General features: G+C 60.3%; 24 protein-coding genes and 1 pseudogene. 15 read left to right on the forward strand and 10 right to left on the reverse strand.

All coding sequences use genetic code 11. The annotated features are described in order from the left end of the window. The first annotated feature begins 4 nt into the window (after positions 1–4). The 9 genes from nikC (at position 5) to LCM4573_RS07815 (ending at position 8,420) form a co-directional block, all read left to right on the forward strand. Positions 5–940: a nickel transporter permease gene (gene nikC, locus LCM4573_RS07775; protein ID WP_071005695.1), complete on the forward strand. Its 936-nt coding sequence runs from the start codon at positions 5–7 to the stop codon at positions 938–940. Then, on the forward strand, positions 937–1,794 hold the full coding sequence (locus LCM4573_RS07780) for an ABC transporter ATP-binding protein (RefSeq protein WP_071005696.1): 858 nt from the start codon (positions 937–939) through the stop codon (positions 1,792–1,794). Before nikC ends, LCM4573_RS07780 begins: the two co-directional genes overlap by 4 nt. Then, positions 1,791–2,537 (forward strand): ABC transporter ATP-binding protein, encoded by a 747-nt coding sequence (locus LCM4573_RS07785; RefSeq protein WP_071005697.1) that lies wholly within the window; start codon positions 1,791–1,793, stop codon positions 2,535–2,537. Before LCM4573_RS07780 ends, LCM4573_RS07785 begins: the two co-directional genes overlap by 4 nt. Before the next feature lie 87 nt (positions 2,538–2,624). After that, a complete protein-coding gene (locus tag LCM4573_RS07790; RefSeq protein ID WP_071005698.1) occupies positions 2,625–3,509 on the forward strand; it encodes a dihydrodipicolinate synthase family protein in 885 nt (294 codons plus the stop codon). Between the two features lie 21 nt (positions 3,510–3,530). After that, positions 3,531–4,190 carry a GntR family transcriptional regulator gene (locus tag LCM4573_RS07795; protein ID WP_071005699.1) on the forward strand — a complete coding sequence of 220 codons (660 nt, stop codon included), beginning with the start codon at positions 3,531–3,533 and terminating at the stop codon, positions 4,188–4,190. A 49-nt stretch (positions 4,191–4,239) separates the two neighbouring features. Further along, on the forward strand, positions 4,240–5,571 hold the full coding sequence (locus tag LCM4573_RS07800) for a sugar ABC transporter substrate-binding protein (protein WP_071005700.1): 1,332 nt from the start codon (positions 4,240–4,242) through the stop codon (positions 5,569–5,571). Next, complete coding sequence (locus tag LCM4573_RS07805) at positions 5,571–6,509, forward strand: carbohydrate ABC transporter permease (protein WP_071005701.1); 939 nt, start codon at positions 5,571–5,573, stop codon at positions 6,507–6,509. Before LCM4573_RS07800 ends, LCM4573_RS07805 begins: the two co-directional genes overlap by 1 nt. Beyond that, positions 6,509–7,330 carry a carbohydrate ABC transporter permease gene (locus tag LCM4573_RS07810; RefSeq protein ID WP_071005702.1) on the forward strand — a complete coding sequence of 274 codons (822 nt, stop codon included), beginning with the start codon at positions 6,509–6,511 and terminating at the stop codon, positions 7,328–7,330. The genes LCM4573_RS07805 and LCM4573_RS07810 overlap by 1 nt, the downstream gene beginning before the upstream one ends. Before the next feature lie 34 nt (positions 7,331–7,364). Further along, positions 7,365–8,420 (forward strand): ABC transporter ATP-binding protein, encoded by a 1,056-nt coding sequence (locus LCM4573_RS07815; RefSeq protein WP_071005703.1) that lies wholly within the window; start codon positions 7,365–7,367, stop codon positions 8,418–8,420. A gap of 39 nt (positions 8,421–8,459) precedes the next feature. Here LCM4573_RS07815 and LCM4573_RS07820 read toward each other — a convergent pair whose 3' ends face one another. After that, on the reverse strand, positions 8,460–9,113 hold the full coding sequence (locus LCM4573_RS07820; RefSeq protein ID WP_071005704.1) for a TetR/AcrR family transcriptional regulator: 654 nt from the start codon (positions 9,111–9,113) through the stop codon (positions 8,460–8,462). A gap of 97 nt (positions 9,114–9,210) precedes the next feature. Between LCM4573_RS07820 and LCM4573_RS07825 the strand changes: the two genes are divergently transcribed. Together LCM4573_RS07825 and LCM4573_RS07830 are read left to right on the forward strand one after the other, a co-directional pair. Further along, a complete protein-coding gene (locus LCM4573_RS07825; RefSeq protein WP_071005705.1) occupies positions 9,211–10,032 on the forward strand; it encodes an NmrA family NAD(P)-binding protein in 822 nt (273 codons plus the stop codon). Between the two features lie 154 nt (positions 10,033–10,186). Beyond that, positions 10,187–11,245, forward strand: a complete 1,059-nt coding sequence (locus LCM4573_RS07830; RefSeq protein ID WP_407071719.1) for a glycosyltransferase family 2 protein — start codon at positions 10,187–10,189, stop codon at positions 11,243–11,245. A 79-nt stretch (positions 11,246–11,324) separates the two neighbouring features. On the opposite strand, the gene LCM4573_RS07835 is transcribed toward LCM4573_RS07830, so the two are convergent. Then, the gene (locus LCM4573_RS07835) at positions 11,325–12,656 is read right to left on the reverse strand and encodes a dicarboxylate/amino acid:cation symporter (protein WP_071005925.1); all 1,332 of its coding nucleotides are present in this window, start codon (positions 12,654–12,656) and stop codon (positions 11,325–11,327) included. 222 nt (positions 12,657–12,878) lie between these two features. Here LCM4573_RS07835 and LCM4573_RS07840 point away from each other — a divergent pair, with 222 nt between their 5' ends. The 3 genes from LCM4573_RS07840 to LCM4573_RS07850 are packed head-to-tail and all read left to right on the forward strand — an operon-like array spanning position 12,879 to position 16,393. Next, the gene (locus tag LCM4573_RS07840) at positions 12,879–14,732 is read left to right on the forward strand and encodes an ATP-binding protein (RefSeq protein WP_071005707.1); all 1,854 of its coding nucleotides are present in this window, start codon (positions 12,879–12,881) and stop codon (positions 14,730–14,732) included. After that, a complete protein-coding gene (locus LCM4573_RS07845) occupies positions 14,729–16,090 on the forward strand; it encodes a sigma-54 dependent transcriptional regulator (RefSeq protein ID WP_071005708.1) in 1,362 nt (453 codons plus the stop codon). Before LCM4573_RS07840 ends, LCM4573_RS07845 begins: the two co-directional genes overlap by 4 nt. Positions 16,091–16,150: 60 nt before the next feature. Beyond that, positions 16,151–16,393, forward strand: a complete 243-nt coding sequence (locus tag LCM4573_RS07850; RefSeq protein ID WP_071005709.1) for a type II toxin-antitoxin system Phd/YefM family antitoxin — start codon at positions 16,151–16,153, stop codon at positions 16,391–16,393. Positions 16,394–16,462: 69 nt separating this feature from the next. Here the strand turns inward: LCM4573_RS07850 and LCM4573_RS28485 are convergent. After that, positions 16,463–16,621 (reverse strand): annotated as a pseudogene (locus LCM4573_RS28485) (RidA family protein); the annotation flags it as partial. A gap of 353 nt (positions 16,622–16,974) precedes the next feature. Between LCM4573_RS28485 and rnk the strand changes: the two are divergent. Next, positions 16,975–17,394 carry a nucleoside diphosphate kinase regulator gene (gene rnk, locus LCM4573_RS07860; protein ID WP_071005711.1) on the forward strand — a complete coding sequence of 140 codons (420 nt, stop codon included), beginning with the start codon at positions 16,975–16,977 and terminating at the stop codon, positions 17,392–17,394. 143 nt (positions 17,395–17,537) lie between these two features. Here rnk and hisD read toward each other — a convergent pair whose 3' ends face one another. From hisD to LCM4573_RS07895, 7 genes are all read right to left on the reverse strand, one after another. Next, entirely contained in the window at positions 17,538–18,848 is a 1,311-nt protein-coding gene (gene hisD, locus LCM4573_RS07865) for a histidinol dehydrogenase (RefSeq protein ID WP_071005712.1), read from the reverse strand. 80 nt (positions 18,849–18,928) lie between these two features. Beyond that, positions 18,929–19,918, reverse strand: coding sequence for an acryloyl-CoA reductase (locus LCM4573_RS07870; protein WP_071005713.1), 990 nt, complete (start codon positions 19,916–19,918; stop codon positions 18,929–18,931). 81 nt (positions 19,919–19,999) lie between these two features. Further along, the gene (locus LCM4573_RS07875; RefSeq protein WP_071005714.1) at positions 20,000–21,865 is read right to left on the reverse strand and encodes a dipeptide ABC transporter ATP-binding protein; all 1,866 of its coding nucleotides are present in this window, start codon (positions 21,863–21,865) and stop codon (positions 20,000–20,002) included. Between the two features lie 9 nt (positions 21,866–21,874). Beyond that, positions 21,875–22,759, reverse strand: coding sequence for an ABC transporter permease (locus tag LCM4573_RS07880; RefSeq protein WP_071005715.1), 885 nt, complete (start codon positions 22,757–22,759; stop codon positions 21,875–21,877). Between the two features lies 1 nt (position 22,760). Continuing rightward, positions 22,761–23,696 (reverse strand): ABC transporter permease, encoded by a 936-nt coding sequence (locus LCM4573_RS07885; RefSeq protein WP_071005926.1) that lies wholly within the window; start codon positions 23,694–23,696, stop codon positions 22,761–22,763. Positions 23,697–23,757: 61 nt separating this feature from the next. Beyond that, the gene (locus tag LCM4573_RS07890) at positions 23,758–25,353 is read right to left on the reverse strand and encodes an ABC transporter substrate-binding protein (protein WP_071005716.1); all 1,596 of its coding nucleotides are present in this window, start codon (positions 25,351–25,353) and stop codon (positions 23,758–23,760) included. 118 nt (positions 25,354–25,471) lie between these two features. Then, positions 25,472–26,587, reverse strand: a complete 1,116-nt coding sequence (locus LCM4573_RS07895; protein ID WP_071005717.1) for a mandelate racemase/muconate lactonizing enzyme family protein — start codon at positions 26,585–26,587, stop codon at positions 25,472–25,474. Positions 26,588–26,594 lie beyond the last annotated feature (7 nt).

Consider the following 26,594-nt stretch of genomic DNA (forward strand, 5'->3'; position numbering starts at 1 on the left):
CAAGATGACAATACCGATCGAACAGACGAACCGTTCCGGGCCTGGCGGCTTCCGCCAATGGCTGCTGGCGCCCGAGCCGGAGGGCTTGTTTCAATCATCCGTCCAGCAGTTCTATCAGGGCTGGCTCAAGTTCCGGCTGCATCCRCTCGGCCTGGTCGGGCTGGCGGTCATCATTCTGCTCATACTCGTGGCCGTTGCCGCACCGCTGTTGACGCAATACGATCCGATCGTCCAGGATATGGCGAGCCGCTTGGCGCCTCCATCGGCGGAGCATTGGCTCGGCACGGACAATTTCGGACGCGACGTCTTTGCACGCATCATCTATGGCGCGCGCACGACGCTCTACATCATCATCCTCGTTACCGTGATCGTCGCGCCGATCGGCCTGTTGATCGGCACCTGTTCAGGGTATTTCGGCGGGGTCGTCGACGAGATCTTGATGCGCATCACCGATATCTTCCTGTCCTTCCCGGGCCTGGTACTCGCGCTCGGTTTTGCCGCGGCGCTTGGCCCCGGCATCACCAATGCGATCATCGCGATTTCGCTGACGGCCTGGCCGCCGATCGCCAGGCTGGCGCGTGCCGAAACGCTCAGCCTGCGCAACGCTGATTTCATCGCCGCCGTCCGCCTGCAAGGCGCGTCGTCCATGGCCATCATTACCCGTCACATCCTGCCGATGTGCATTCCCTCGGTGATCGTGCGTGTGACCTTGAACATGGCCGGGATCATCATCACGGCGGCGGGCCTCGGCTTTCTCGGCCTCGGCGCACAGCCGCCATGGCCGGAATGGGGCGCCATGGCCGCCACCGGCCGCGAATTCATGCTGGACAGTCCCTGGGTCATCGCGGCGCCTGGTATTGCCATTGCACTCGTCAGCCTCGCCTTCAACCTCGTCGGCGACGCCCTTCGCGACGTGCTTGATCCAAGGGGTGGCGAATGACAAATCCACTGATCGATATCCGCAATCTTGAGATCGCCTTCGGCGGCGGTGCGGTGAAAGCCGTGCGCGGCGTGAGCTTTACCCTCGGCCAGGAGAAACTCGGGATCGTCGGCGAATCCGGCTCGGGCAAGTCCACCGTCGGCCGTGCGATCATGAAGCTGCTTCCCCCGACCGCGAAGGTCACGGCCGAACGGATGATGTTCAAGGACGTGGACCTGCTGAGTGCCAGCGAAGAGAAGATGATGACCGTGCGCGGTCGGCAGATCGGATTGATCCTTCAAGATCCCAAATACTCGCTCAACCCAGTCATGCGCATCGGTGAGCAGATCGCAGAAACCTACCGCCTGCACGTTCCCAAGGCGAGCGCGAAGCAAGCGACCGAGCAAACGCTGTCGATGTTGACCGCGGTACAGATCCGCGATCCCGAACGAGTGGCACGGCTTTACCCGCATGAAATATCAGGCGGCATGGGCCAACGCGTCATGATCGCGATGATGCTGATCGCCGAACCCGATGTTCTGATCGCCGACGAGCCAACCTCGGCTCTCGACGTCACTGTTCGGCTTGAGGTGCTGGGCCTATTGGAAGAGCTCGTCGAACGGCGCAATCTCGGCCTGATCTTCATCAGCCACGATCTCAACCTGGTTCGGCATTTCTGCGATCGCGTGCTGATCATGTATGCGGGACGGATCGTCGAGACCTTGGAGGCCAGGAATCTCGGAAACGCAAAACATCCCTATACGCAGGGCCTGCTTGCATCGCTTCCCTCGATCGAGGAGCCCCCTGCCCGGCTGCCGGTCTTGAAGCGTGAACGCTCCTGGCTTGACGATACCGCCACGGAGGCACGCGCATGATCGAAGTCGAAAACCTCACGATCCGTTTCGGYGCGGGCAAGAAGCCGGTCGTCAGCAATTTCAATCTCTCTATCGAGCCGGGCATGGCATTCGGTCTGGTCGGAGAATCCGGTTGCGGCAAGTCGACGGTCCTGCGTGCGATCTCGGGCCTCAATCCAAATTACGAGGGACAGATCAGGCTGGACGGCAAGATATTGGACCATCGGCGGGAGCGTTCATTCTTCCGCCAGGTTCAGATGGTGTTCCAGGATCCATACGGTTCCTTGCACCCTCGAAAGACGATCCGTTCCCAGCTTAAGGAGCCTCTACGCAATCAGGGTATCTCGACAAAATCGACAAGCCTTGACGATGCCCTGCAGGCGGTCGGCCTCGATCCGGTGCTGAGTTACCGCTTCCCACATCAATTGTCGGGCGGCCAAAGGCAGCGCGTCGCCATAGCGCGCGCACTCGTCCTAAATCCCGCGGTCCTGCTGCTCGATGAGCCGACTTCGGCGCTCGACGTTTCGGTCCAGGCGGAAATTCTCAATCTCCTGCAGGACCTGCGCAAAGACCGCGGTCTCACCTATCTGCTGGTCAGTCACGATCTCGCTGTCGTCTCCCACATGTGCTCGCGCATCGCGATCATGGAAGCCGGCGAGGTAGTGGAGGAGACAGATATCGAAAATCTCCGGAAAGGCACCATTACGCATCCCTATTCCCAGCGACTTCTTGGCGCCAGCAGGAGGTACGGCAAGAGCGCCTGAAGCATACCGCCATCTCCGACATCATGCCCATTTACAACTAACATGTTAGTGATATAGGATGACGATGTCAGTTTGGAGGAGCGGGCATTGAAACCCAGATTCGGTCTATCGGCGGCACTTACGACCCCCTTTGATAACGGAGGCGAGATCATCCTGCCTCTCATGACCGAGCACGCGAAGCGTTGCCTGGAAGCCGGCTGTGACAGCGTCACGTTGTTCGGCACCACGGGTGAAGGCAGCTCGATCGGCAACAGGGAGCGGGCTTTGACCTTGGAGGCATTCGCCAATGCCGGGATAGCGCCGGAAAGGCTGGTCGTCGGCGTCCTGGTCGATGCCGCGCATGACGCGGCCGAACAGGCCGCCCAGGCGCTGGATGCCGGCGTGCGCAACATTCTTCTGGCCCCGCCGTCCTACTTCAAGAACGTCGCCGATGACGGCGTCTTCGAATGGTATTCGAAAGTGTTTGCGCTGCTCGGCGCCAAGGCGCGCGACATCATCCTCTACAATATCCCCTCGGTGACGATGGTGGGGCTTTCCGTGGAACTGGTCGGCCGCCTGCGCAATGCCTTTCCCACGGTCGTTGCCGGGGTGAAGGATTCAGGCGGCGACTGGCCTTATACGGAACGGCTGCTCAAGGAGCATGGCGACCTCACTATCCTGATCGGTGACGAGCGCCATCTGGCCCAGGGCACGCGTCTCGGTGGGCAGGGCGCCATTTCGGGTATGGCCAACATATTCCCGCAGGAGATCGGCGCCATGGCGGTCGACGGCCGGGACGACGAGCGCATTATCCGCCTTGTCGAGGAGCTCCTGACACTTCCGGTGACACCGGCCGTCAAGGCCCTGGTTGCCCAGGCAAGCGGCAATCAGATATGGCTGAATGTGAGGCCACCTCTGGTGACGATTCCATCCGAAGGACGCGAGCGGATTGCGCGCTCATTTGAAGAGGCGTTCTCGCCCAAGGCGGCCTGAGGTCAAGTAGGAGCGCATCGCGTGGATGAAGCCGGCGAACAGGTGAGATTGAGGGAAAAGGCGTATGAAAGCTTCACACGCCACCTGCTGGCTCGGGATGTGCGTCCCGGTCAGTTCATCTCCCAGCGCCGTCTTGTCGAGCTGACCGGCCTGACGCTCGGGGCCATCCGTGAACTCATCCCGAGGCTTGAGGCCGAGGGATTGATCAAGACGGTGCCCCAGCGCGGGCTGCAGATCGCCCATATCGATATCCATCTTATCCGCGAGGCGTTCCAATTCCGCCTGATCCTCGAAAGGGAAGCAGTGGCGCTTTTCACCCGCAATGCAAGCGATGCCGAGGTCCAGCGGCTCCTGAAGCAGCATCGCGACATCGCCGGGGAACTTGCCGCCGCCGGCCCCTCGCCCGAGCTCGAACAGCGCGCCCAGGCGACGGATTGGGGAATGCACGACGCCTTCATCGATGCCATGGGCAATTCGATCATCTCCAATGCCTATAGGGTAAACTCGATCAAGATGCGGCTGATCAACCAGGAGCGCTTCCGCATCGAGGGCCGGGTGGGACCGGTCATGAAGGAGCATCTTTTGGTTCTCGAAGCGATCGAGAGCCGATCGGTAGAGGATGCGGTCCAGTGCCTTACGGCACATATCTGCAACGCGAGGGACCGCGCACTGGCAGTATGAACGTCAACCGGCCACGCGAGGAGGCGTGGCCGCCAAGGGAGGACAGGGTATGACGACTTCGATTCTCAAACCGACACGACGGCAGTTCCTGGCTGCAAGCGCGGCGATCGGCGGTGCTGCGCTCATCGGTGGCCGTCCGGCTTCCGCCGCGGTCGACTGGAAGCGCTTCGCAGGCACCACGCTCGACGTGAATTTGGTCAAGAGCCCGCGCAGCGAGATCATTCTGAAGCACCTGTCGGAATTCGAAGAATTGACCGGCATCAAGGTCAACGCGGAAGCCACGCCCGAACAGCAGCAGCGGCAGAAGACCGTCATCGAGCTCAGCACCGGCAAACCGAGCTTCGACGTGGTGCATCTGAGCTATCACGTGCAGAAGCGACAATTCGAAAAAGGCGGTTGGCTCGCCGACATTAGCGGCTTCATGAACGACCCATCGCTGACCGACCCGTCACTGGTGGAAGGCGATTTTGCGGAAGCCGGCCTGCTCTTCGCCAAGGATTCCGACGGCACGATGCGCTCACTGCCCTTCTCCGTGGATTATTGGATCGTCTACTGGAACCGGGAGCTTTTCGAAAAGCACGGCCTTTCCTACCCCACATCCTTCGATGAGCTGGTTGCGGCCGCGGAGAAGATAACCGACCCGTCCAGCAACACCTATGGCTTCGTGGCGCGCGGCCTCAAGAACGCGAATACGCCGGTATGGACCTCGTTGATGCTCGGCTATGGCGCAACCCCGATCAGCGCGGATGGGAAGGTGCAGGCCACATCGAAGGAAGCTGTGGAAGCCGCCAAGCTCTATCAGCGCCTGATGACGAAAGCCGCTCCTCCTGGCGTCTCCGGCTTCAACTGGGCAGAGGCGCAATCCGCCTTTCTGCAGGGCAGGGTCGGTATGTGGTTCGATGGCGTCGGCTTTGCGCCCCCGATCGAAGATCCGCAGAAATCCCGCGTCGTCGGCAAGGTCGGCTATGGCGTCATCCCCAAGGGACCGGCCGCGCAAGCCGCTGGCACCTTCGGTGACGGCATAGGCGTGGTCGAGGCCAGCACCAAGAAGGAAGCCGGCTATCTCTTCTGCCAATGGGTGATTTCGCATGACATGGGAGCTCGACTGCTGCAAGCCGGCGCGGGCGTGCCCTATCGCCAGTCGATCCTGGAAGATGCGAAAGTGCGCGAAGGCGTGAAGATGYCCGGCGAATGGCTCGACGCCGTCGTCGCTTCTGGCAAGGTCTCCCGCCTCGCCCTCCCCGTCATCATCCCGGTCACCGAGTTCCGCGACATCTACGGCGTGGCTCTCACCAACATGATCGGCGGGGCCGACCCGGAAGCCGAACTCAAGAGCGCAACCGCTCAGTTCGAACCGGTTCYGGCGCGAAGCGAGGGATAATGGCGTCCGTGAGCATCGATGATCCGATGACGCGGGGCAAGCAGAAGAAAAGGAGCAAGCCTTCACGGCTTGCTCCCAACTACTGGCCCTTCGTCCTGCCCGCCCTGATCGTGATCGCGGCCGTGATCGTATTTCCCTGGGTCTTCACCTTATGGATGAGCGTCAACAGCTGGACGCTTGGCCAGCCGCGTGTCTTCGCAGGCCTTGCGAACTATGTGCGCCTGGCGCAGGACGCCCGCTTCTGGGAATCGTTGTGGCACACGGCGGTCTACACGGCCCTCTCCGTGGTCCTGCCCCTGTTTCTCGGTACGCTGGCGGCGCTTGTCTTCGATGCGAAATTCCCCTTGCGTGGCTTTTTGCGCGGCGTCTTCGTCATGCCGATGATGGCGACCCCCGTGGCGGTGGCGCTCGTCTGGACGATGATGTTCCACCCTCAGCTCGGGGTCTTGAACTATCTGCTGTTGCTCGTCGGTCTCGGTCCGCAGGAATGGATCTACAACCAGTCGACGGTCATTCCCTCCCTGGTTCTGGTGGAGACCTGGCAATGGACTCCGCTCGTCATGCTCATCGTTCTCGGAGGCTTGGCCGCGGTGCCGCGCGAGCCCTATGAAAGCGCTGAAATCGATGGTGCAAACGCCTGGCAGAAATTCCGATACCTGACCATGCCGATGATCGCCCCGTTCCTGATGATTGCCGTAATCATCCGCTCGATCGATGCCGTCAAAAGCTTCGACATCATCTATGCGATGACGCAAGGCGGGCCCGGCACGGCATCGGAAACGATCAACATCTATCTCTACAACACGGCTTTTGCCTATTACGACATCGGCTACGGCTCGGCCATGGCCGTCGTATTCTTCCTCGTCATCATTGCGCTGTCCTTCGTGCTGCTGATGGTCCGCCAGCGCGCCAACTGGTCCGACGTGGAGAACCGCTGATGAGACGCAAGACGCTCGACAAACTCGGTCTTCTCTTCGTCGCCCTGGTGATGGTCTCGCCGGTCGTCCTGTTCTTCCTCTGGATGATCTCACTGTCGCTTAAATACGAAATCGACAACGGCGCCTATCCGCCCATACTCATTCCGGAAAACTTCGCCTGGTCGAATTACCTGAAGGTATTCGAGGAAAATAACTTCCTTCTCTATTTCTGGAATTCCGTGCTGGTCACAGGAGCGGCAACACTGCTCGCGCTTGTGATCGGCGTACCGGCCGGCTACGGCATCGCGCGGCTGAAGGCGGAGAAATCGGCGGTCGTCATCATGATCGCCCGCATGACGCCAGGCCTCTCCTTCCTCATTCCGCTTTTCCTTCTGTTCCAGTGGCTGAACCTCATCGGCACGCTGTGGCCCCAGATCATCATTCACTTGGTCGTCACCGTGCCGATCGTCGTGTGGATCATGATCGGCTATTTCGAGACGACGCCGATGGAGCTGGAAGAGGCAGCCAACATCGATGGTGCGACCTCCTGGCAGGTCTTCCGCCTGATCGCGTTGCCGATCGCCAAACCCGGCATCGTGGTTTCCTTCATCCTTGCCCTGATCTTTTCGTGGAACAACTTCGTCTTCGGCATCGTGCTGGCGAACCGCGAGACGCGCACGCTCCCTGTTGCGGTCTACAACATGCTCTCCTTCGAGCAGGTAAGCTGGGGACCATTGGCCGCAGCAGCACTGATCGTGACCCTGCCGGTGCTGCTTCTGACGATGTTCGCACAAAGGCAAATCGTGGCGGGTCTCACCGCAGGCGCAGTCAAGGGAGGATGAAGCAGCTCCGCTTCCCTCGCAAAAGGCAATCATCATGGCACACGTCAATATTCAGAACGTCCAGAAGCACTTCGGCCCGGTCAAGGTCATTCACGACGTCARCATCGATATAGCCGATGGCGAGTTCGTCGTGCTGGTCGGGCCATCCGGCTGCGGCAAGTCCACCCTGCTTCGCATGATCGCGGGCCTTGAGGAAGTCAGCGGCGGCGAAATCCGGATCGGTCCGCGCGAGGTGTCGAACCTCCCAGCCCGCGACCGCGACATAGCCATGGTCTTCCAGAATTATGCGCTCTACCCGCATATGACGGTGGAGGACAATATGGGCTTCGCGTTGAAGCTCAAGAAGGCCGACCCAGCCGAGATCAACGGCAAGGTGAAGAACRCCGCCGCCATCCTCGGTCTCGACAAGCTGCTCGACCGCTATCCGAAACAGCTTTCCGGCGGCCAGCGCCAGCGCGTCGCCATGGGCCGCGCCATCGTGCGGGACCCTCAGGTCTTCCTCTTCGACGAACCGCTGTCGAACCTCGACGCCAAACTTCGAGTGCAGATGCGCGGCGAGATCAAGACGATGCACCAGCGCATCGGCACGACGACGATCTACGTCACGCATGATCAGGTGGAAGCAATGACCATGGCCGACAAGATCGTCGTGCTGCATGATGGCTATATCGAGCAGGTGGGAGCGYCGTTGGAACTCTATGATCGCCCAGCCAACATGTTCGTCGCCGGCTTCATCGGATCTCCTGCAATGAACTTTCTCGCCGGCCGCATCGAGGAAGGTGTTTTTCGTACCACGCGAGGCCTAGCCCTTCCCTTGCCGCAGGATGTACCCGCCACGGCAGGAGGGCGCGATCTGGTCTACGGCATTCGCCCGGAACACATTCGGGCGGCTTCCGGCGGCATCGAAGGCAAGGCGACGCTTGTCGAGGGAACCGGTTCTGAAATCTATGTCCGGCTCGATGCCGGGGGCGAGGATATCGCCTGCCTGTTCCGGGAGCGTCTCGATATCCATTTCGGCGATACGGTCGGGATCGCCATGGACCCCACCGCTGTTCATCTGTTCGACAAGCAGACGGGTCGCCGCATTTGACGTCTGTCTAGGCGGCGCGTTTCCAGAGTTCCAGCTGGCTCATTGAGCCCATAGCTGCGCGGGTTGATTGGGCAGTGTCCGCTTGAATTGGGCAAGCACGCGTTTCGCGTCCGGCTCGTCCAGCGTGATCGCGTAGCGAACAGCCGCCGCGATGAGCGTCATGCTGAGCTGTGAAAAGGTCTTTAACTCTTTCGGATCACTGTCGATGAAGCGCGACAGGGCGTCCTGGAAAAGACCTGCCAGATACTCCCCGTCGGATTTGTCGAAGCTTTGAAGGGCACGATCGGCGAGCGTCGCTTGCCAGATCACCACCATGACCGGTTCATCACGATACATTCGGTAGAAGCCATCGGTGATGTTGGCGAGAGCAGTGTGCACGTCCTCTGTGCCGCGCATCRCTTCCAGCTCCTTGCGAACGCATTCGTGTCCCAGGAGATTGTATCGCTCCGCAAGCGTTCCGATGATAGCGGTCTTATCGGGAAAATACTGGTAGAGCGATCCGAACGGAACACCCGCGCGTTCGACGATGTCGCTCATGCGGAAAGCATCGCTCCCCTTCTCCAGCAGCAACCCCTCGGCACAGGCCAGGATTTTCTCGAAACGCTCCCGGCTACGCTTCTGCGTCGGCGTCAATCGAGCGACCCCTGCCGTACCCTTTACCGTATGAAGCTGCTCGGCTCGCGCCTTCGGCATCTTTCAAGAACTTTCTAATTCACTTGACTTTCAAAATACGAGAGTTTATCGATTTGTCAAATACGAGATTTCCTCGTATTAACTCGGAGGAATGACCATGCAACAGGACAGGATCCTCATCATCGGCGCCAACGGGAAGACCGGCGCTCGCGTGAATGCGCGCCTGAAGGAGCGCGGCATTGAGACACGCGCCGTTTCGCGATCAAGCGAGATACCGTTCGATTGGGAACGGCCCGAGAGCTGGGCCGCCGCATTCGATGGCATGACGCGCGCTTATGTCACGTTCCAACCGGATCTGGCCGTGGAGGGCGCTGCAGAAGCCATCGAAGAGATCTGCCGGATCTCGCAGGAGAAAGAACTGAAGCACCTGGTCCTTCTGTCGGGTCGCGGTGAACCAGGCGCCCAGCGCGCGGAAGCTGCTCTGCAGGCTTCCGGCATTCCCTGGACCATCGTTCGCGCAAGCTGGTTCAGCCAGAATTTCTCGGAAAGCTATCTGCTGGACAGCGTACTGGCGGGCGAGATCGCATTGCCGGCGGGCCCGGTGCCGGAACCGTTCATCGATGTGGATGACATTGCCGACGTGGTGGTGGCGGCGCTGACCGGCGATCGGCATATGAACCAGCTTTATGAGGTAACCGGACCTCGTGCGCTCACGTTTGCGCAGGCAGCCGGAGAAATCTCGCAGGCGATTGGAAGACCTGTCCGCTACCGGCAGATTTCGCCCGAGGAGTTCGCGAAAAGCCTGGCTCCTCATGCTTCCCAGGGCGTCATTGACCTGCTGCTCGAACTCTTCACGGTCGTGCTGGACGGACGCAATACGTCAGTTATGCACGGCGTGGAACAGGCGCTGGGACGCCCCGCGCGGGACTTTTCCGATTATGTCCGCCGTACCGCAGCCAGCGGAGTCTGGAAGGTCTGACGATCGCGCTAACATCCTGCGCTCCGCCTAACGAAACGGTCGAAAACCGCAAGCTTCTCCAAATAGAGCTTGCGGCCACGTCATCGCCACAGCAGCGTCTTATGAAGAATTCGTCACGACCAAAGCACCAGTGCGAGGTTCCGCGATGTATTCTATGACTGCCGACGGTATCCCCGTCTCCATCATTATCACCAGTTTCAATTACGCCCGCTTTCTCAGGCGCGCGATAGACAGCGCTCTTGCGCAGACACATCCGGATGTGGAGGTCATCGTCGTCGATGACGCATCCACGGACGATACAGTTCCCGTCATCAACTCCTACGGAGAGCGGATAAAATCCTTCTTAAAAAGGATCAACGGCGGTCACGGCGCCGCGTTCAATACCGGCTTTGCGGCCAGCCACGRCCAAATCGTCCTCTTCCTCGATGCGGACGACTATCTTTACCCGAACGCCGTTTCCGAAATCGTGAAGGCTCACGACACCTCGACGTCACAGGTGCAGTTCCGCCTGCACATCGTCGACGAGGGCCAGAACATCAAGGACGTCTTCCCTCCACCCGAAGTGCCTTTCGATTCGGGAGACGTAACCCGGCAGCTCCTACGAAAAGGTCGGTACCAGACCACCGTCACCAGCGGACTTGCCTTCGACCGACCAACACTGAACCGGATCATGCCGGTTCCGGAGGCTGAATTCCGGCAAGGAGCCGATGGCTATCTCGCTACCGTCGCGCCGCTTTACGGCCGGGTGAAATCCATCGAAGAATGCCTCGGCGCCTATCGCATCCATGGCGAAAACCATTCGGTCTTCGCCGAAAAGCTCGGGCAAAGGGCCCGCTGGCGCGTCCAGCATGATTTCCTGCGATTGCAGGCCCTGACCGGCGAGGCTGCCCAGGTCGGGATCAAGGTGCCGGACAATGTCACTCTTCACGATCCGGTCCATCTCGAAGAGAGATTGGCCTCCCTTTGCGTCGATCGTCATCAGCATCCTGTCCCGGACGATTCCCGACTGGGTCTTGCCGTTGCCGGTGCGGAGGCGAGCCTCAAGATGAACATGTCGCTGCGGCGACGCATGGTCCTTTCGGCCTGGTTCCTGGCAGTCGGAGTGCTTCCGCAGCGCATGGCGACGGCGGTGCTTTCCTGGAAGCTGCTGGCCTCCTCGCGGCCTGCTTTTCTCGTCCGGATGTCCAAATCGATCCGCCGTGCCGCGGGGTAAAACTGAGGTTTCCCAAAAAAGTAAACCCCGCTCTCGCGGGGTTTACTGCTTCAATGGGGTCGATACTGGTTGTGGCCGATTACTCGGCGGGCTGCAAAGCGGGTTGCTCGGCAGTCGACCCGGGTGTGCCCTTCAGGGCCTCATTGAGCTTCTCGACATCGAGTTCATTTTCCCAGCGGGCAACGACGATCGTCGCCACTGCATTGCCGACGAAGTTCGTGAGCGCACGGCATTCCGACATGAACCGATCGATGCCGAGGATGAGCGCCATGCCGGCTACCGGCACGGACGGCACCACAGAGAGCGTTGCAGCCAGCGTGATGAACCCGGCGCCGGTGATGCCGGCCGCTCCCTTCGAGCTCAGCATGGCGACGAGCAGCAGAAGGATCTGATCCCCCAGCGACAGCGGGATGTCGACGGCCTGCGCGATGAAGAGCGCGGCAAGGGTCATGTAGATATTGGTTCCGTCGAGATTGAAGGAATAGCCCGTCGGAATGACGAGACCGACAACCGACCGTTTGCATCCGGCCCGCTCCATCTTCTGCATCAGGCCCGGAAGCGCTGCCTCGGACGAGGATGTGCCGAGCACGAGGAGCAGTTCTTCCTTGATATAGCGGATAAGCGCCAGGATCGAGAAGCCGTTGTATTTCGCAACCGCGCCAAGCACCACGAACACGAAAAGGAACGAGGTGATGTAGAAGGTCGCAATCAGGAAGGCGAGATTGGCGACGGAGCCGATGCCATATTTGCCGATCGTAAACGCCATCGCACCGAATGCGCCGATCGGTGCCGCCTTCATGAGGATCGCCACCAGGCGGAAGATCGGCGTCGTCAGCGCCTGCAGGAAATCGACGACCGGTTTGCCCTGCTCGCCGACCATGCCGAGAGCCACGCCGAAAAGCACCGAGAAGAACAGGACCTGCAGGATATCCCCATCGGCGAAGGCGCCGACGATGGTCTGCGGAATGATGTTCATCAGGAAGCCGGTAATGGTCGATTCATGCGCCTTCGTCGCATAGGTCGCCACGGCGTTCGCATCGAGCGACGCGGGATCGATGTGCATGCCCGCTCCCGGCTGCACCACATTGGCGACGATCATGCCCACGGCCAGCGCCAGCGTGGAGAAGGTCAGGAAGTAGATCATCGCCTTGCCGGCAACGCGCCCGACCTTCTTCAGATCGGACATGCCGGCTATGCCGGTCGCAACCGTAAGGAAGATCACCGGGGCGATGATCATCTTCACCAGCTTGATGAATGCGTCGCCGAGCGGCTTCAGGCCGGCGCCGAAATCGGGATAGTAGTGGCCAACAAGCATGCCGGCAACGATTGCCACGATCACCTGGAAATAGAGGTGACGATAAAATGGCAGAGCGTCACGCTTCTCCGTGACGGCGGATGGGATGTTCACGATTTCCTCCTTTCGCACCCCGACCAGGAGACCTGGCTCTTCCCGGGGACTACTTGCTGTTATCCAGAAAGGAGCAGCAAGCATCGTGCCAATCGGGTAGCGGGAGCGCTAATGCCTTGAAATTACTTTCTTCTCGCCACAGACATGTCGCGTATGCGCGACGCATGTGCGAAGTTTCGCACAATTTTGATTGAGCAAAGTGCGATTTTATGCTCAACATTTCCGATGGATGCGCTTGCCACAGCGAACAAAGAAGCAGAACTGCTCCGCCGGGCGCGGCGGCAATGGATCGCGTTTGGGGCAGCACTTCTCCTGATATCGGCAGCCATGCTCCACGCAGCCGGAAACTATGGGCGTTCCTCCGCACTGACGGTATTGGAGGACCAGGGCCGAACCGACGCGAACCTGAAGGTTGCTCTTCTGCGCGCCGTCCTGGAGCGTCCGCGCGCCCTGCCTTTCCTGCTTTCCCGCGACCGCGACGTCGAGGACGCCTTGACAAGCACAGAGTCCTCGAAACGGCAGGCCCTCGACCGCAAGCTCGAAGAGCTGGTGGCCGGCACGAGTGCCGCGGTCATCTATGTTATCGACCGCAAGGGGGTGGCGATCTCGGCGAGCAATTGGCGTGAGCCGACCAGTTTCGTCGGCAACGACTATGCCTTCCGGGCCTATTTCTCCGGTGGGATGAAGGATGGCACCGCGGAGCATTTCGCGCTCGGCACGGTCAGCAAGCGGCCAGGCCTTTATATCTCCCACAGGGTCGGACCGGCGGCATCCCCGCTCGGTGTCGTCGTCGTCAAGATGGAGTTCGACCAGCTGGAAAAGGACTGGCACGAGACATCGCGCCCCTCCTTCGTCGTCGACCCCAACGACGTCGTATTGATCACCAGCATTCCCTCCTGGCGCTTCATGACGACGGAGAGGCTTCCGCCGACAAGCCTCTCCGCCATCCGGCAAAGCCTGCAGTTCGGCGAAGCTCCTCTTCTTCCGCTGCCTCTTCGGACGATGGAGGCGCTTGACGGCGGCATTTCTCTTGTCCGCGCCGTGCAGCCCGGCGGCAGTTCTGAAACCTATCTCAGGATCACGACGCAGGTTCCCTCGACGCCATGGCAGTTCGAATATCTCGTCCCGACCGAAGGAGCGGTTGCCGCCGGCGTGCGGGAAGCGCGCCTACTGGCGCTGCTCGCCCTCGGCGCGATCGCCGTTGCGGCCGCCATCTGGCTGCGTCGACGTCAGACGGCGTTTGCCAATGCAATAAGAGAGCAGGCAGCGCGCGAAGAACTCGAATGCCGCGTGATCGACCGCACCCGCGATCTGAGCCTTGCCCACGATCGCCTGCAGGGCGAAATCGCCGACCACCGCGAAACCGAGACGAAGCTACAGGCCGTGCAGCAGGATCTCGTACAGGCAAACCGGCTGGCCATCCTCGGTCAGGTCGCGGCGGGCGTGGCCCATGAAATCAACCAGCCGCTCGCCACCATCCGCGCCTATGCCGATAATTCGAAGATATTCCTCGAACGCCGCAAGACGGATGCCGTGGACGAAAACCTCGATCTCATTGCCGGGCTTACCGACAGGATCGCGGCGATCACGGAAAACCTGAAGACATTTGCACGCAAGGGACGCACCGGCGAAGAACCGGTCAATCTTAGCGAGGTCATCGCAGGCGCGGTCATGCTGCTTCGCAGCCGGTTCACCGGAAGGCTCGAGCGGCTGATGATCGACCCAATGCCGGATGGGCTTCGGGTCATGGGCAGTCGATTGAGGTTGGAACAGGTGTTCATCAACCTCTTCCAGAACGCGCTCGAGGCGGTAGAGACCAGACCGGACGGCCGCGTCGACATCTCTATCGCCGCCGAAGGTTCCGAAGTCACCGTCTCGATCTCCGATAATGGACCTGGCATCGAGCCTGATATCCTGAACTCCCTTTTCGAGCCCTTCAATACGTCGAAGGAAGGAGGCCTTGGCCTCGGGCTCGTGATCGCGAAGGACATCATCTCGGATTATGGCGGACGCCTGGAGGTCGAAACTGGGACGAGCGGCACCCGCTTCCTGGTCCATTTACGAAAGGCTGGAGAATGAACGCAGCCGTACCCATCCTGCTGATCGACGACGATCGGCAGCTTCTGCGTGCCACAGCGCAGACGCTGGAGCTTGCCGGTTTCGATGTCTCCCCTCTTGCATCCGCCAAGGACGCCCTACCCTTGCTCGATGCAACGTTTCCCGGCGTCATCGTCTCCGATATCCGTATGCCCGGCTTGGACGGCCTGCAGCTCTTCGAGCGCATCCGCGACCTCGACGCCGAAATCCCCGTCATCCTGGTGACCGGCCACGGCGACATTCCGACTGCCGTGAAAGCCATTCAGGATGGGGTTTATGATTTCATCGCTAAGCCTTTCCCCGCCGAGCGCCTGATCCAATGCGTCCGGCGCGCCGCGGAAAAGCGCAGTCTCATCATGGAAAACCGCCACCTCCGGGAAGCTTCCCGGCAAATGGAGGATAACTTCCCTCTTCTCGGCCAAACACCCGTCATGGAGCGGCTCCGCGAAACGCTGCGGCAAATCGCCGATACGGATGTCGACGTGCTGGTGACGGGCGAAACCGGCAGCGGCAAGGAAGTCGTGGCCCGGCTGCTCCATGACTGGAGCCGCCGGGCAAAGGGTAATTTCGTGGCGCTCAACTGTGGCGCCCTTCCGGAACAGGTGATCGAAAGCGAACTGTTCGGCCACGAGGCGGGTGCCTTCACGGGAGCGCAGAAAAGGCGGGTCGGCCGTATCGAGCATTCGAGCGGCGGCACGCTCTTTCTCGATGAGCTGGAAAGCATGCCGCCCTCCACGCAGGTCCAGATGCTGCGCGTGCTTGAAATGCGTGAGGTGACACCGCTCGGCACGAACGAAGTCCGCCCGGTGGATATCCGCGTCGTGGCGGCCGCCAAGGTCGATCTGGCCGATCCCGCACAACGGAAGTCTTTCCGCGAGGACCTTTATTATCGGCTGAACGTCGTGGCGCTTTCCATTCCGCCGCTGCGCGAGCGGCGTGACGACATTCCGCTGTTGTACACCTATTTTGTGGAGCGGGCGGCGCAGCGTTTCYAGAGGGAGGTCCCGGCCATCTCCCCCGAAATATTCCGTCACCTGCGGGAACACGACTGGCCGGGCAATGTCCGGGAACTTTCCCATTTTGCTGAGCGCGCCGTGCTGGGGATGGCCCCAGCCACAGTCTCGTCGAATACAGCCACGCCTGAGGCGGCCTCCGGCACCCTTCCTGAAAGGCTGGAGCGGCTCGAGGCAGAAATCATCCGCGACACGCTTTCGGCCCATGGCGGCAATGTCCAGGAAACGATCGCCGCGCTCGRCATTCCCCGCAAGACTTTCTACGACAAACTCCAGCGTCACGGCATCGTTCGCCGCGCCTTTTCAATRAGGAACGGAGAAGGATAGCCGGTGGTAATTCGGAAGACCAACATACTATATTACCATCTGTATGGTCAGGAGAATTGCGTGGACACGATTAATCTGGCGGATGCCAAAGCCCATCTGAGTGAGTTGGTCGACCGCGTCGAGGCAGGCGTTTCGATCGATATTACCCGCCGCGGCAAGCCGGTTGCGCGACTCACCGCCGTGGCTAGACGGCGCAAGCCGATCGATGCCGCCCTGCTTCAATCGCTGACGGCAGCGATGTCGCCTCAGTCCCAGAGTGCCACCGATCTCGTACGATCAATGCGGGATGGCGATCGCTACTGATGCTGCTCTGTCTCGGCACGTCACTGATCATCGCGGCGGAACACGGCGCGACCGTGCACGCACTGGACCAGCGGCTGCCGTGCCGAACTGATTTTCGGGATCGGTGTGGAAGGTCGCCACATCAACGATATATTCAAGCTTACATCTCCCGGCTGCCTGGAGTTTGGCGAACGCCAGACGGACCTGAGCCTCAAAATCAGGCTCAGACAAGCCATAAGCTCCAGCGCCGCGGCATCGTTCGTCGCGCCTTTGGCCGCAGTGATTTGTAGGCGAACCGCCGACATCGACCGGAACATAGCACGGACAGGAATATAAACGCCAAACGCGGCTACTTTGGACATACCTTGACTTCTTCCCCAAGCGGCTTCATCTATGAAAACATGATGAAGATTTCGGATCTCCATAGCTTCTGTCTTCGCCGAGAGTGTCCAATCGAAGGACACTAGCCCGGGTTTTGGCTGCTGTCGCGCACCTAATCCCGGGAGCTTAACCCCCACCGGTCCTGCGCGATACCACCCTATTCCATCATACCATCCACCCGTTGGTGCGCGGCCTAAGAATCGCGTGAAGAGGCTTGAACTATGGAAGCGAAATCCCCCCTGAACAATAAGCCGGAGATCATCGTGCGTGAGACAGAGCACTCTCGCCTGACCTCGCTGGCGCTCGCCGCATCTGGCCGCGATCTCGACGTCGCCGATGAATTGCTGGGCGAACTCGAAAGGGCATCGGTCGTCCTAGACGATCAATTCCCAGCGAATGTCGTTGGTCTCGGGTCAACCGTGTCATATCAGACCGAGACCGGCCAAGTAAGAACGGTGACACTTTGCTATCCAGGCGAAGCCGATATCGAGCGTTCAATGGTGAGCGTATTGACGCCGATTGGAGTTGCTCTGCTTGGACTGGCTCCCGGCCAATCGATCAATTGGAGCGGACGGGATGGCCAGGTGCATCGGCTGACCGTGGAATCGGTTGAGTGCAAAACGGCCTCAAGGATGACCTAGGGGAGTTGTCGGACAAAGTCTCGTTCTTTGCCGGGGCGGATGGCGGATATAAGTAGGCGCGTGTGCTCTCTAGATACACTCACGGCGCAGTCCCGCCATCACAAAGGCATTCAACACCCCCTCGACGGCAGGCTTACGAAAAATCAGTCGGCGGCCTGTCCATAGCCGAGGGATCGCCCCCCGAAGCGCCTGACCCTCAGGTTGCATTGCTCGGBGTGGCCCACAAATCCCTCAAGGAGGCAAAGGCGCGAACCATAAGAGCCAATCGTTGTGGCCGCTTCGTCCGTAAGTACCTTCTGGTAACTGTGGGTTTTGAGGAATTTGCCAACCCACAGACCGCCGGTGTAGCGACCGGCTTTTTTCGTGGGCAGTGTGTGGTTCGTACCGATGACCTTGTCACCATTGGCGACGTTGGTGCGTGCGCCGAGAAACAGGGCCCCATAACTGTGCATGTTCTCCAGATACCAGTCGTCTCGATCGGTCATGACCTGAACATGTTCGCTTGCGATTTCATTGGCAACGTCGAGCATCTCTTCATGCGTATCGCAGACGATCACTTCGCCATAATCCTCCCAACTGGGCCGCGCCGTATCCGCAGTCGGCAGGATGGCGAGAAGACGGTCGATTTCGCGCAGCGTGGCATCTGCGAGGAGCCTGCTATTGGTCAACAGGACCGCGGGAGAGTTGTAGCCGTGCTCGGCCTGCCCAAGCAAATCCGTGGCGCAGATTTCCGCATCGACCGTGTCGTCGGCGATGACCATGGTCTCGGTTGGGCCGGCAAATAGATCTATGCCGACTCGGCCGTAAAGCTGGCGTTTCGCTTCGGCAACGAATGCATTGCCTGGACCGACAAGCATGTCGACCGGCTTGATCGAAGCGGTCCCGATCGCCATCGCCCCGACCGCCTGAACCCCTCCCATGACATAGATTTCATGCGCACCGCCGAGCTTCATTGCTGCGATGACCGCCGGGTTCGGCTCCCCTTTGAATGGCGGGGTAGCTGCCACGATACGGGGAACGCCTGCGACGGCGGCAGTCACCACGGACATGTGTGCCGACGCAACCATCGGGAACTTGCCGCCAGGGATGTAACAGCCCACCGAGCGGACCGGTATGTTCCGATGACCAAGGATCACTCCGGGCAGCGTCTCGACCTCTATATCCTTTATGGAATTGCGCTGAGCCTGCGCGAAGTTGCGAACCTGTGCCTGCGCAAACTTGATATCTGCCATATCTCGCGGCGACACCCTGTTCATCAGGGCATCGATATCTCCGTCGCTTAGGCGAAACGACTCCGGCTTATACTTGTCGAATTTGGCCGACAATTCGCGTATCGCAGCATCGCCGCGCATCTCGATATCGCTGAGGATGCCTTCGACAACTGAACGTACCTGGGTGTTCTCTTCGATGCGAAGCGTATCGGGCTTGCCGCGCTTCAGATAGGTGATAGCCATGGGTATCCTTTATGCCCAGGGATGCGGGCCTGGATGGGAACGCGCAAAGGAAGACTTGAGCGGTCGGTTGCGCCTTTGCCTTATACCAACGGAACGATTACTCGGCCCCGCACCTGCCCCGCGAGAATGCGGTTTGCCGCTTCGGGCAGATCGGCAAGACCGACTTCCTCCACAAGTCCGCCATAGGCGGCAAGATCGAAGTTTTTGGCGATGCGCTCCCAGGCGGCAATGCGCGCGGCATACGGCTGCATGACGCTGTCGATACCGCTTAATGTTACCCCTCGCAGGATGAAGGGCAACACATTCGTCTCCAGAGCGATGCCCGCCGCATTGCCAACGGCAGCAATGGCGCCACCATATTTCACCTGCCTGAGTGCCTTGCCGAGGATCTTACCGCCGACATTGTCAATCACCGCTGCCCAACGCGCCGATTCCAGCGGTTTATCCGACTGAGCGAGAAACTCCTCGCGCGGCAAGATTGCCGTGGCGCCGAGTTTCTTCAGAGTCTCCGAATGTTCCGGTCGGCCGGAGAGCGCCACGCCCTCATAACCGAGACGAGCCAGAAGTGCGATGGCAATGGACCCCACTCCGCCGGCCGCTCCTGTCACCAGCACTTCGCCGCCCTCGGTGTTTAGTCCGAGCGTTTCCAATCGGCCGATCGCCAGCATGGCGGTCAGCCCTGCCGTTCCAACGGTCATCGCATCCCGCGTTGAAAGCCGGTTCGGCAGGGGCACGAGCCAGTCCGCCTTGACCCGGGTTCGTTGGCTATAACCACCCCAATGGGTTTCCCCCACGCGCCATCCTGTCAGCACAACCCGGTCGCCAGGCTTGTAGCGGTGATCGAGGCTGTCACGCACCGTGCCGGYGAAGTCGATCCCCGCCACATGGGGGTAGGTCCGCACGAGCCCCCCGCCACCTGTAAGGCAAAGTCCGTCCTTGTAGTTGAGCCCTGCCCATTCCACGTCAACGGTCACATCGCCTTCAGGAAGACGATCTTCACTCAAGGTTTCGACCCTTGAGGATATGCTTCCGTCTTCTCCGCGCGAGGTTACCAAAGCCTGATAAGTCATGTGACCGTCCTTTCTAGCCGCATCTTCTGCGGGCTCGGCGTCAAAGCTGCACCTTTATCCTCGCTACCGAAGCAGGACTTCCTAGATCTTCCAGTCGTCGCCCCAAAGCTGGACAATGTGACCAGGCGAAACTTGCCGGTAAGTTCTCACCGGCGGGCTATAGTCGACGGGGCGGATCGGGCTTCTGACCTCGTCGTTGCTAACTGGCCGCAACTGCTTCCGGCGCGCCGGGTCGGGCACAGGCACGGCAGCCATCAGGCGCCGGGTATAGGGGTGCTGCGGATTACCGAAGACGGCTGCGACCGGTCCCTTCTCCACGATCTCACCCAGATACATTACCGCGACCTGGTGGCTGATCCGTTCAACAACCGCCATATCGTGAGAGATGAACAGGTAAGACAGTCCGAACTGCTCCTGCAGATCCATCATCAGATTGACTACCTGGGCCTTGATCGAGACATCGAGGGCCGACACGCTTTCATCTGCGACGATCACTTTCGGTTCCAGGGAAAGGGCCCTGGCAATGCAGATGCGTTGCCTTTGCCCGCCGGAGAATTGCGACGGATAGCGAGTGGCCATCTCGGTGGCCAGGCCTACTTTTTCCAGGAGGTCCATGGCTTTGTCACGAGCCTGCGCCCTTGTGCCAAGCCTGTGAGTGAGGAATGGCTCTGCAATGGCATCGCCCACCTGCATGCGCGGATTGAGGCTGGCATACGGGTCCTGGAATATCATCTGGATATGTCGTCGCATGTCACGCATGCGATGCCTGTCAAGCACTCTGATGTCGGTGCCATCTATGCTGATTTCACCGCTGTCCGGTTCGACCAGCCGCATGATGGCACGCCCGGTCGTTGACTTGCCGCACCCGGATTCTCCCACCAACGACAGTGTCTCGCCGGCTCTTAGATCGAAGCTCACTTTCTCCACTGCATGCACACGACCTGCGGGACCGGAAAACAATCCGCCGGCAATATCAAACCGCTTGACGAGTTCCTTGACGCGCAGCACCGGCTCTGCCTTGCGCACAGTGTCCGGTCGCTCGCGGCCGGCGACTACCAGCCCCGTGGCACGGTCGAGCACCGGAAAATGCTGCGGTCCCTTTTCGCTGCCCTGCCCCAGTCGCGGCACAGCGGCAATCAGCGCGCGGGTATAGGGGTTTTGGGGAGCTTCGAATATCACGTCGGTGCTGTCGGATTCGACCGCACTGCCTTGCAACATCACAACGGTGCGATCAGCAATCTCGGCGACAACCCCCATATCGTGGGTGATGAACAGAACGCCCATGCCCTCCTCCTTCTGCAATTGCTTGATCAACTGCAGGATCTGGGCTTGGATCGTCACGTCGAGCGCGGTAGTCGGTTCGTCGGCGATCAGAAGGTTCGGCTTGCAGGCGAGCGCCATGGCAATCATCACGCGTTGCCGCATGCCGCCCGACAGGGCGTGGGGGTAGTCTTTGAGACGTGAGGACGCGGCGGGTATGCGTACGCGCTCAAGCAGGCGCCCGGCCTCCTTCATCGCTGCCTGCCCCGAATGCGTACCATGGATGGTCAGCACTTCGGCGATCTGCTGACCGACCGTCTGGAGCGGATTGAGGCTTGTCATCGCCTCCTGGAAGATCATCCCGATCTGCCGGCCCCGGATCTTGCGCATGGCGGYCGGAGAGAGCTTCAGCAGGTCCTGGCCAGCCAGCTTGACAGATCCCTCGATCCGGCTCATCTCGGGGTCGAGTAGACGCATGATCGACAACGCCGTTACCGATTTTCCCGAACCAGACTCGCCCACGACCGCCAGCGTTTCTTCTGCCCCGATATCGAAATCGATACCTTTCACGATCTCGGTCCAGCCCTGCTGGGTCAGGAACGAGGTCCTCAGGTTGCGCACTGACAGCAGTGGCTCGGGTCCGCCAACGGGGAGAATGTGTTCTGCTACCGTACTTACCGCGTTCATGCCGTTCTCCTATCGTGCCGTCGACGGATCGAGCGCATCGCGGATGGCATCACCGACCAGGTTGAAGGACAGCACCACCAGCGTGATGGCGATACCCGCCCCGATGATTGGCCACGGCGAGCCGAAAAGGCTGTTGAGCCCGTCACGGATGATGTTGCCCCAGCTCGGATTGGGGGCTCTGGTACCTATACCAAGGAAACTCAGCGAGGCTTCGATGCGGATTGCCGATGCAACCCAGAGCGTCATCAGCGCGACGATCGGCGCCATGATGTTGGGGATGACGTGCCGGATGATGATGACGGGTGTTCGCACGCCCACCGCGATTGCCGCTTCGACATAAGGCTCCTGCTTTATCGACAGCGTCTGGGCTCTGGCCACGCGCGCAAAGCCTGGAATGAAGGCCACCGTGATCACCGCAATGATGTTCCAGAAGCCGCCACCCAGTACCGCGGCAATCAAGATCGCAAGCAGCAATTCAGGGAATGCCAGCAGCAGGTCGATGAGGCGAGAGATCAGGCGGTCGGCGCCCCCCCCGAAATATCCGGCAATCACGCCAAGTATCGTACCAAACAAGGCCGCCAGGACTGGAGAGATGAAGCCGAAAAGCAGTGAATTGCGCGAGCCATAGATGAGCCGGCTCAACACATCGCGCCCGAACTGATCAGTCCCAAGCCAGTTGTCCTGGCTGGGCAGGCGGTTGATCTTGATGATCGACTGGGCCAATGGATCGTAAGGCGCCAGCCAAGGGGCCAACAGGGCGACCAGGACGAACACCACGATGATGGCGCTGGCAAAGGCAGTCTCGGCCCGGCCGAAGAGGATCTTCCTGACCTTGGTGAAAACGCCTGGCTCAACAGCCGGAACGCGGAGGGTTTCTTCCGTAAAGAGCGACATCTTACTTCACCCTCACGCGTGGATCGACAACAACATAGACCAGGTCCATCAACAGATTGATGAGGACGACGAAGCCGGCAAAAACCAGTACCCCACCCTGGATCACTGCATAATCGCGCTGGGCAATCGCATCGATCAGCAAACGACCAATGCCGGGCCGGTTAAACACCAGCTCGATGGCAACAGATCCAGAAAGTGTCGACAGGAGGCTGAGCCCAAGCCCTGTCGATATCGGCAGGAGAGCGTTTCGCAGGCCGTGCCGGTAAATCACCCTGCTCTCCTTGGCGCCCTTGGCCCGGRCAGTGCGCACGTAATCCCGCCCGAGCACTTCGAGCAGGCTTGTGCGGGTCAGTCGACCAAGAAAGGCCGCCTTGACGAAGGCAAGCGTGAGTGCCGGAAGAAAGACGTGGTGGATACGGCTCGCGAAATCTGTGCCAGCCCCATTGATCGGGAACCATCCAAGATTGAGCGAGAAGGTGATCAACAGGACGGCGCCGAGGAAGAAGTCGGGGACGGCGTAGCCGATCAGCGAAAACACACGTACGCCCGTATCGGGGATCCTGTTTCGGTTGGTGCCGGCGAGCACTCCGAGCGGAATGCCCGCGACGATCCCCATCAGCATCGCCGCAGCGGTAAGTTCTATCGTGTAAGGAAGGTTCTGGGCGATCAGGGTGAGCACCGGCGTATTGGACAGGAGCGATCGTCCGAAATCGAGCGTCAACACGCCACCGAGGAAATTCAGATACTGCTGCCAAAGCGGTACGTTCAGTCCCATGCGCTCGCGAAATTCCGCCAACTGCTCTGGCAAAGCCGCGTCCCCGAGTGCAGCAAGCGCCGGATCACCGGGCAGAATTCGCATCGCGATAAAGACAAGCGTCAGCACCAACCAAAGCGTCGGAATTGCGTCAGCCATTCTAAGAAGGATGTAGCGGGCCATGCGGATCACCAAGTTTGGGGATCCTCGCGAAGGCGAAGATCCCTGGATTGTTGAGGAAGCACTAGGCCGTCTTGGTCGCGCGATGGAAACGCCACCGTGCATAGCCGCTTTGGACAGGGTAGCCGAGATCGACGCGGGCGGCGCGGACCGCCGTAAAGCCGAGAGAGGACAAACCGATCAAAGGAAGATCCCGCAGAACCTGCAACTCGATCTCCTTACAGAGCGCGAGGTAGGTATCGTAGTCCGTCGCCTGCAGGGCCTTTGCGAGCTTGTCGTCGATACCGGGCATGGCAGCGCCGTAATGGCTGTAGTTGCCGCCCCCGGAACCATCCGCCTTGACCTCCGATGCCTTCGCCAGCTGCTGGAAATAGATCTGCGTCGGAATGGGTGGATAGCTCGACGAATGCATTGCCAGCGTGTTCTGATCCGAGCGGTTCGCCGCGTGGTAAGCCGTGTGGTCCATGATCTTCAGGTTCATATTGAAGCCGGCAAGGCGCAGTTGCTCCTGAACGATCAGCATGGTTGAGGAATAATCCTCGCGTTGGCTGCAAAGCGCCTCGAAACTGATGYCGTTGGGATGCCCCGCTTCCGCAAGCAGCGCCTTGGCCTTTTCGGGATCGTATGGATACTGCAGCTCCGGTGGCAGGTCCTCCGTCTTGAAGCCCGCGGGGAAGAAATCAGGCTGCAGGCCTGGCATCGTGCCTCCCATCGGTTTAAGCGCCTGGGCTACAGCAGGTCGGTCGATCGCGTGCATCAAGGCCTGGCGGACCTTGAGGTTATCGAAGGGCGCACGGGTCAGGTTCACATGGAGCGTGTTGAACGAGCCCGGTGATGTCATGTCGATCTTGAGAGTCGGGTCGCGCTGCAGCATGGAATCGATCCATCCGGGTGCCCGCACCGCCTCTATGATGTCGACATTGCCCGAAAGCAGCGCCAGCGTCCGCGCCGTGGTGTCGGCGATGTAAACGCATTCCACCCTGGCGATCTTCGCCTTTTCGCCCCAGTAACCTTCGTGGCGCTTGAGGCTCGTTCCGGTTTCCGGATCAAACTTCACCAGTTCATAGGGCCCGGTCCCCACAGCATCGGTAGCAAACTTCTCCGCTCCGATTTCCTGATAGGCCTTCTTAGAGACGATGGACGTGTTGTTGTTGAAGATCGACGTACCGAGCAGGTTTACATCCGGCTGCTTGAGATGAATGGTCACCTCATAGGGACCATTTGCGACCACCCTGTCGATGTTTGACAGAATGGTGCGATTGGTTCCTTCCTTCATGGCTCGCTCGAAGGAGAAGACGACGTCGTCTGACGTCATCTCGCCGTAGCCGCGGTGAAACTGCACGCCCTGGCGAAGCTTGAAAGTCCACACCTTGGCATCAGTGGACTGCGTCCATTCGGTGGCCAGCGTCGGCAGGTATTCATTCGGGGCAAGCGCAAAACGCCCATCTTCCGGGCGCACCAGTTGCTCGTACATCTGTTCTGTGGCCCAGTTGTCCGATCCCTGGGTCGTCAGGTTCGGATCCGAGTGGCGTGGACCATTGGCGGCAATGCCCATCCGCAAGGTATCGACATCCTGCGCCCGGGCAGCGCCGATGCCAACCGCCGAGAGCGCCGTGGTGGCCGCGGCCAGTTCCAGGAAATTGCGTCTTGTCAAAGCCATGGGTTCCTCCTCCCAGCTTATATGCGGCGCCGGCCCCTCGCCCGCGCCATCACGGATTACGCCCTACGGCGCGATGCAGTCTCCGGCGTGCCTGGTGACCCTCCATGGTGTGGAATGCCTAGCCAACACGGCGCGCTTCCAGTTCCTCATCTATTACCTCCAATCCGAGGCCCGGCCCGATCGGGATCGCGAACTTGCCGTCAACCGGCTTGGGCGGATTTCGGAAAGCCGGATGCATGCGTGTGTCCGGGTCGGCAAATTCCGCCGGTTTGGTGAGATGCATGATCGTCGCGAGCACATGCAGATTGGCAGTGTGGCCGATTGTCGGCTGTGTCTGGTGTGGCACCAGTTCCACTCCGTGGGCATAGGCGATGGCCGCGCACTGCATGAGCCCGGTGATACCTCCCATCTTGACGATGTCCGGCTGAACCATGCGCACGCCCGCATTGATCATGTCGACCAATGCCTRCGTGGTATAGGTCTGCTCAGCCGCCGACACGGTGATGTCGAGCCGCTGCGCCACCTCGCCCATGGCCCTCACGTCATAGTGCTGCACCGGCTCCTCGAACCAGACATAACCCAGTTCCTCGAGTGCGCGTCCGACCCGGATGGCACCGCCAACCGAATATTGGTTGTTGGCGTCGAAAGCGAGCGGGAACCCCTCACCCACCAGCTGGCGCACGGCCCTTGCCTTGGCGATGTCACCGGGGATGTCGTAGTCCTGCCGGGTGCGGTCCCCGTCCCAGCGGATCTTGATTGCGGCCGGCTGCTCCGCCCGCCAGCGCCGTTCCACCACCCGCACGGTCTCGTCGACGCTGCGATTGGCATTGCCCCCGATCGACGAATAGAACGGCACCTCTTGACGCCAGGCACCACCCAGAAGCTTGTATACCGGCAGGCCGAAGAGCTTGCCCTTGATGTCCCAAAGCGCGATGTCCAGCGCCGCGAGCGCACCGGTTACAGCGCCCTCCGGGCCGAGCTTGACATAGCGGTGCAGCAGGCGGTCGTAGATGACTGCGTGATCCAGGACATCTGTGCCGATCAGCGATGCTGCGGCATCGCGTATCACCCAAAGCGAATGCTCTCCGCCGAACATCGGTGACGCCTCGCCATACCCGACAAGCCCCTCTTCGGTGGTGACCCGCACAACGGCACTGCGCCGCCCTGGCGGATCCTCCGCGTTCCAGGCGACCTGGAATGCCTCGACGGATTTGATGACGGACGCTCTATCCATGAGCTAC

This window comes from Rhizobium sp. LCM 4573, assembly GCF_001854865.1.
Classification (GTDB): Bacteria; Pseudomonadota; Alphaproteobacteria; order Rhizobiales; family Rhizobiaceae; genus Neorhizobium.

Coding starts and splice junctions, on each gene's coding strand:
- LCM4573_RS07780 (WP_071005696.1), top strand. CDS start 937: ATGACAAATCCACTGATCGATATCCGCAATCTTGAGATCGCCTTCGGC.
- LCM4573_RS07805 (WP_071005701.1), top strand. CDS start 5,571: ATGGCGTCCGTGAGCATCGATGATCCGATGACGCGGGGCAAGCAGAAG.
- LCM4573_RS07810 (WP_071005702.1), top strand. CDS start 6,509: ATGAGACGCAAGACGCTCGACAAACTCGGTCTTCTCTTCGTCGCCCTG.
- LCM4573_RS07825 (WP_071005705.1), top strand. CDS start 9,211: ATGCAACAGGACAGGATCCTCATCATCGGCGCCAACGGGAAGACCGGC.
- LCM4573_RS07840 (WP_071005707.1), top strand. CDS start 12,879: ATGGATGCGCTTGCCACAGCGAACAAAGAAGCAGAACTGCTCCGCCGG.
- rnk (WP_071005711.1), top strand. CDS start 16,975: ATGGAAGCGAAATCCCCCCTGAACAATAAGCCGGAGATCATCGTGCGT.
- LCM4573_RS07880 (WP_071005715.1), bottom strand. CDS start 22,759: ATGTCGCTCTTTACGGAAGAAACCCTCCGCGTTCCGGCTGTTGAGCCA.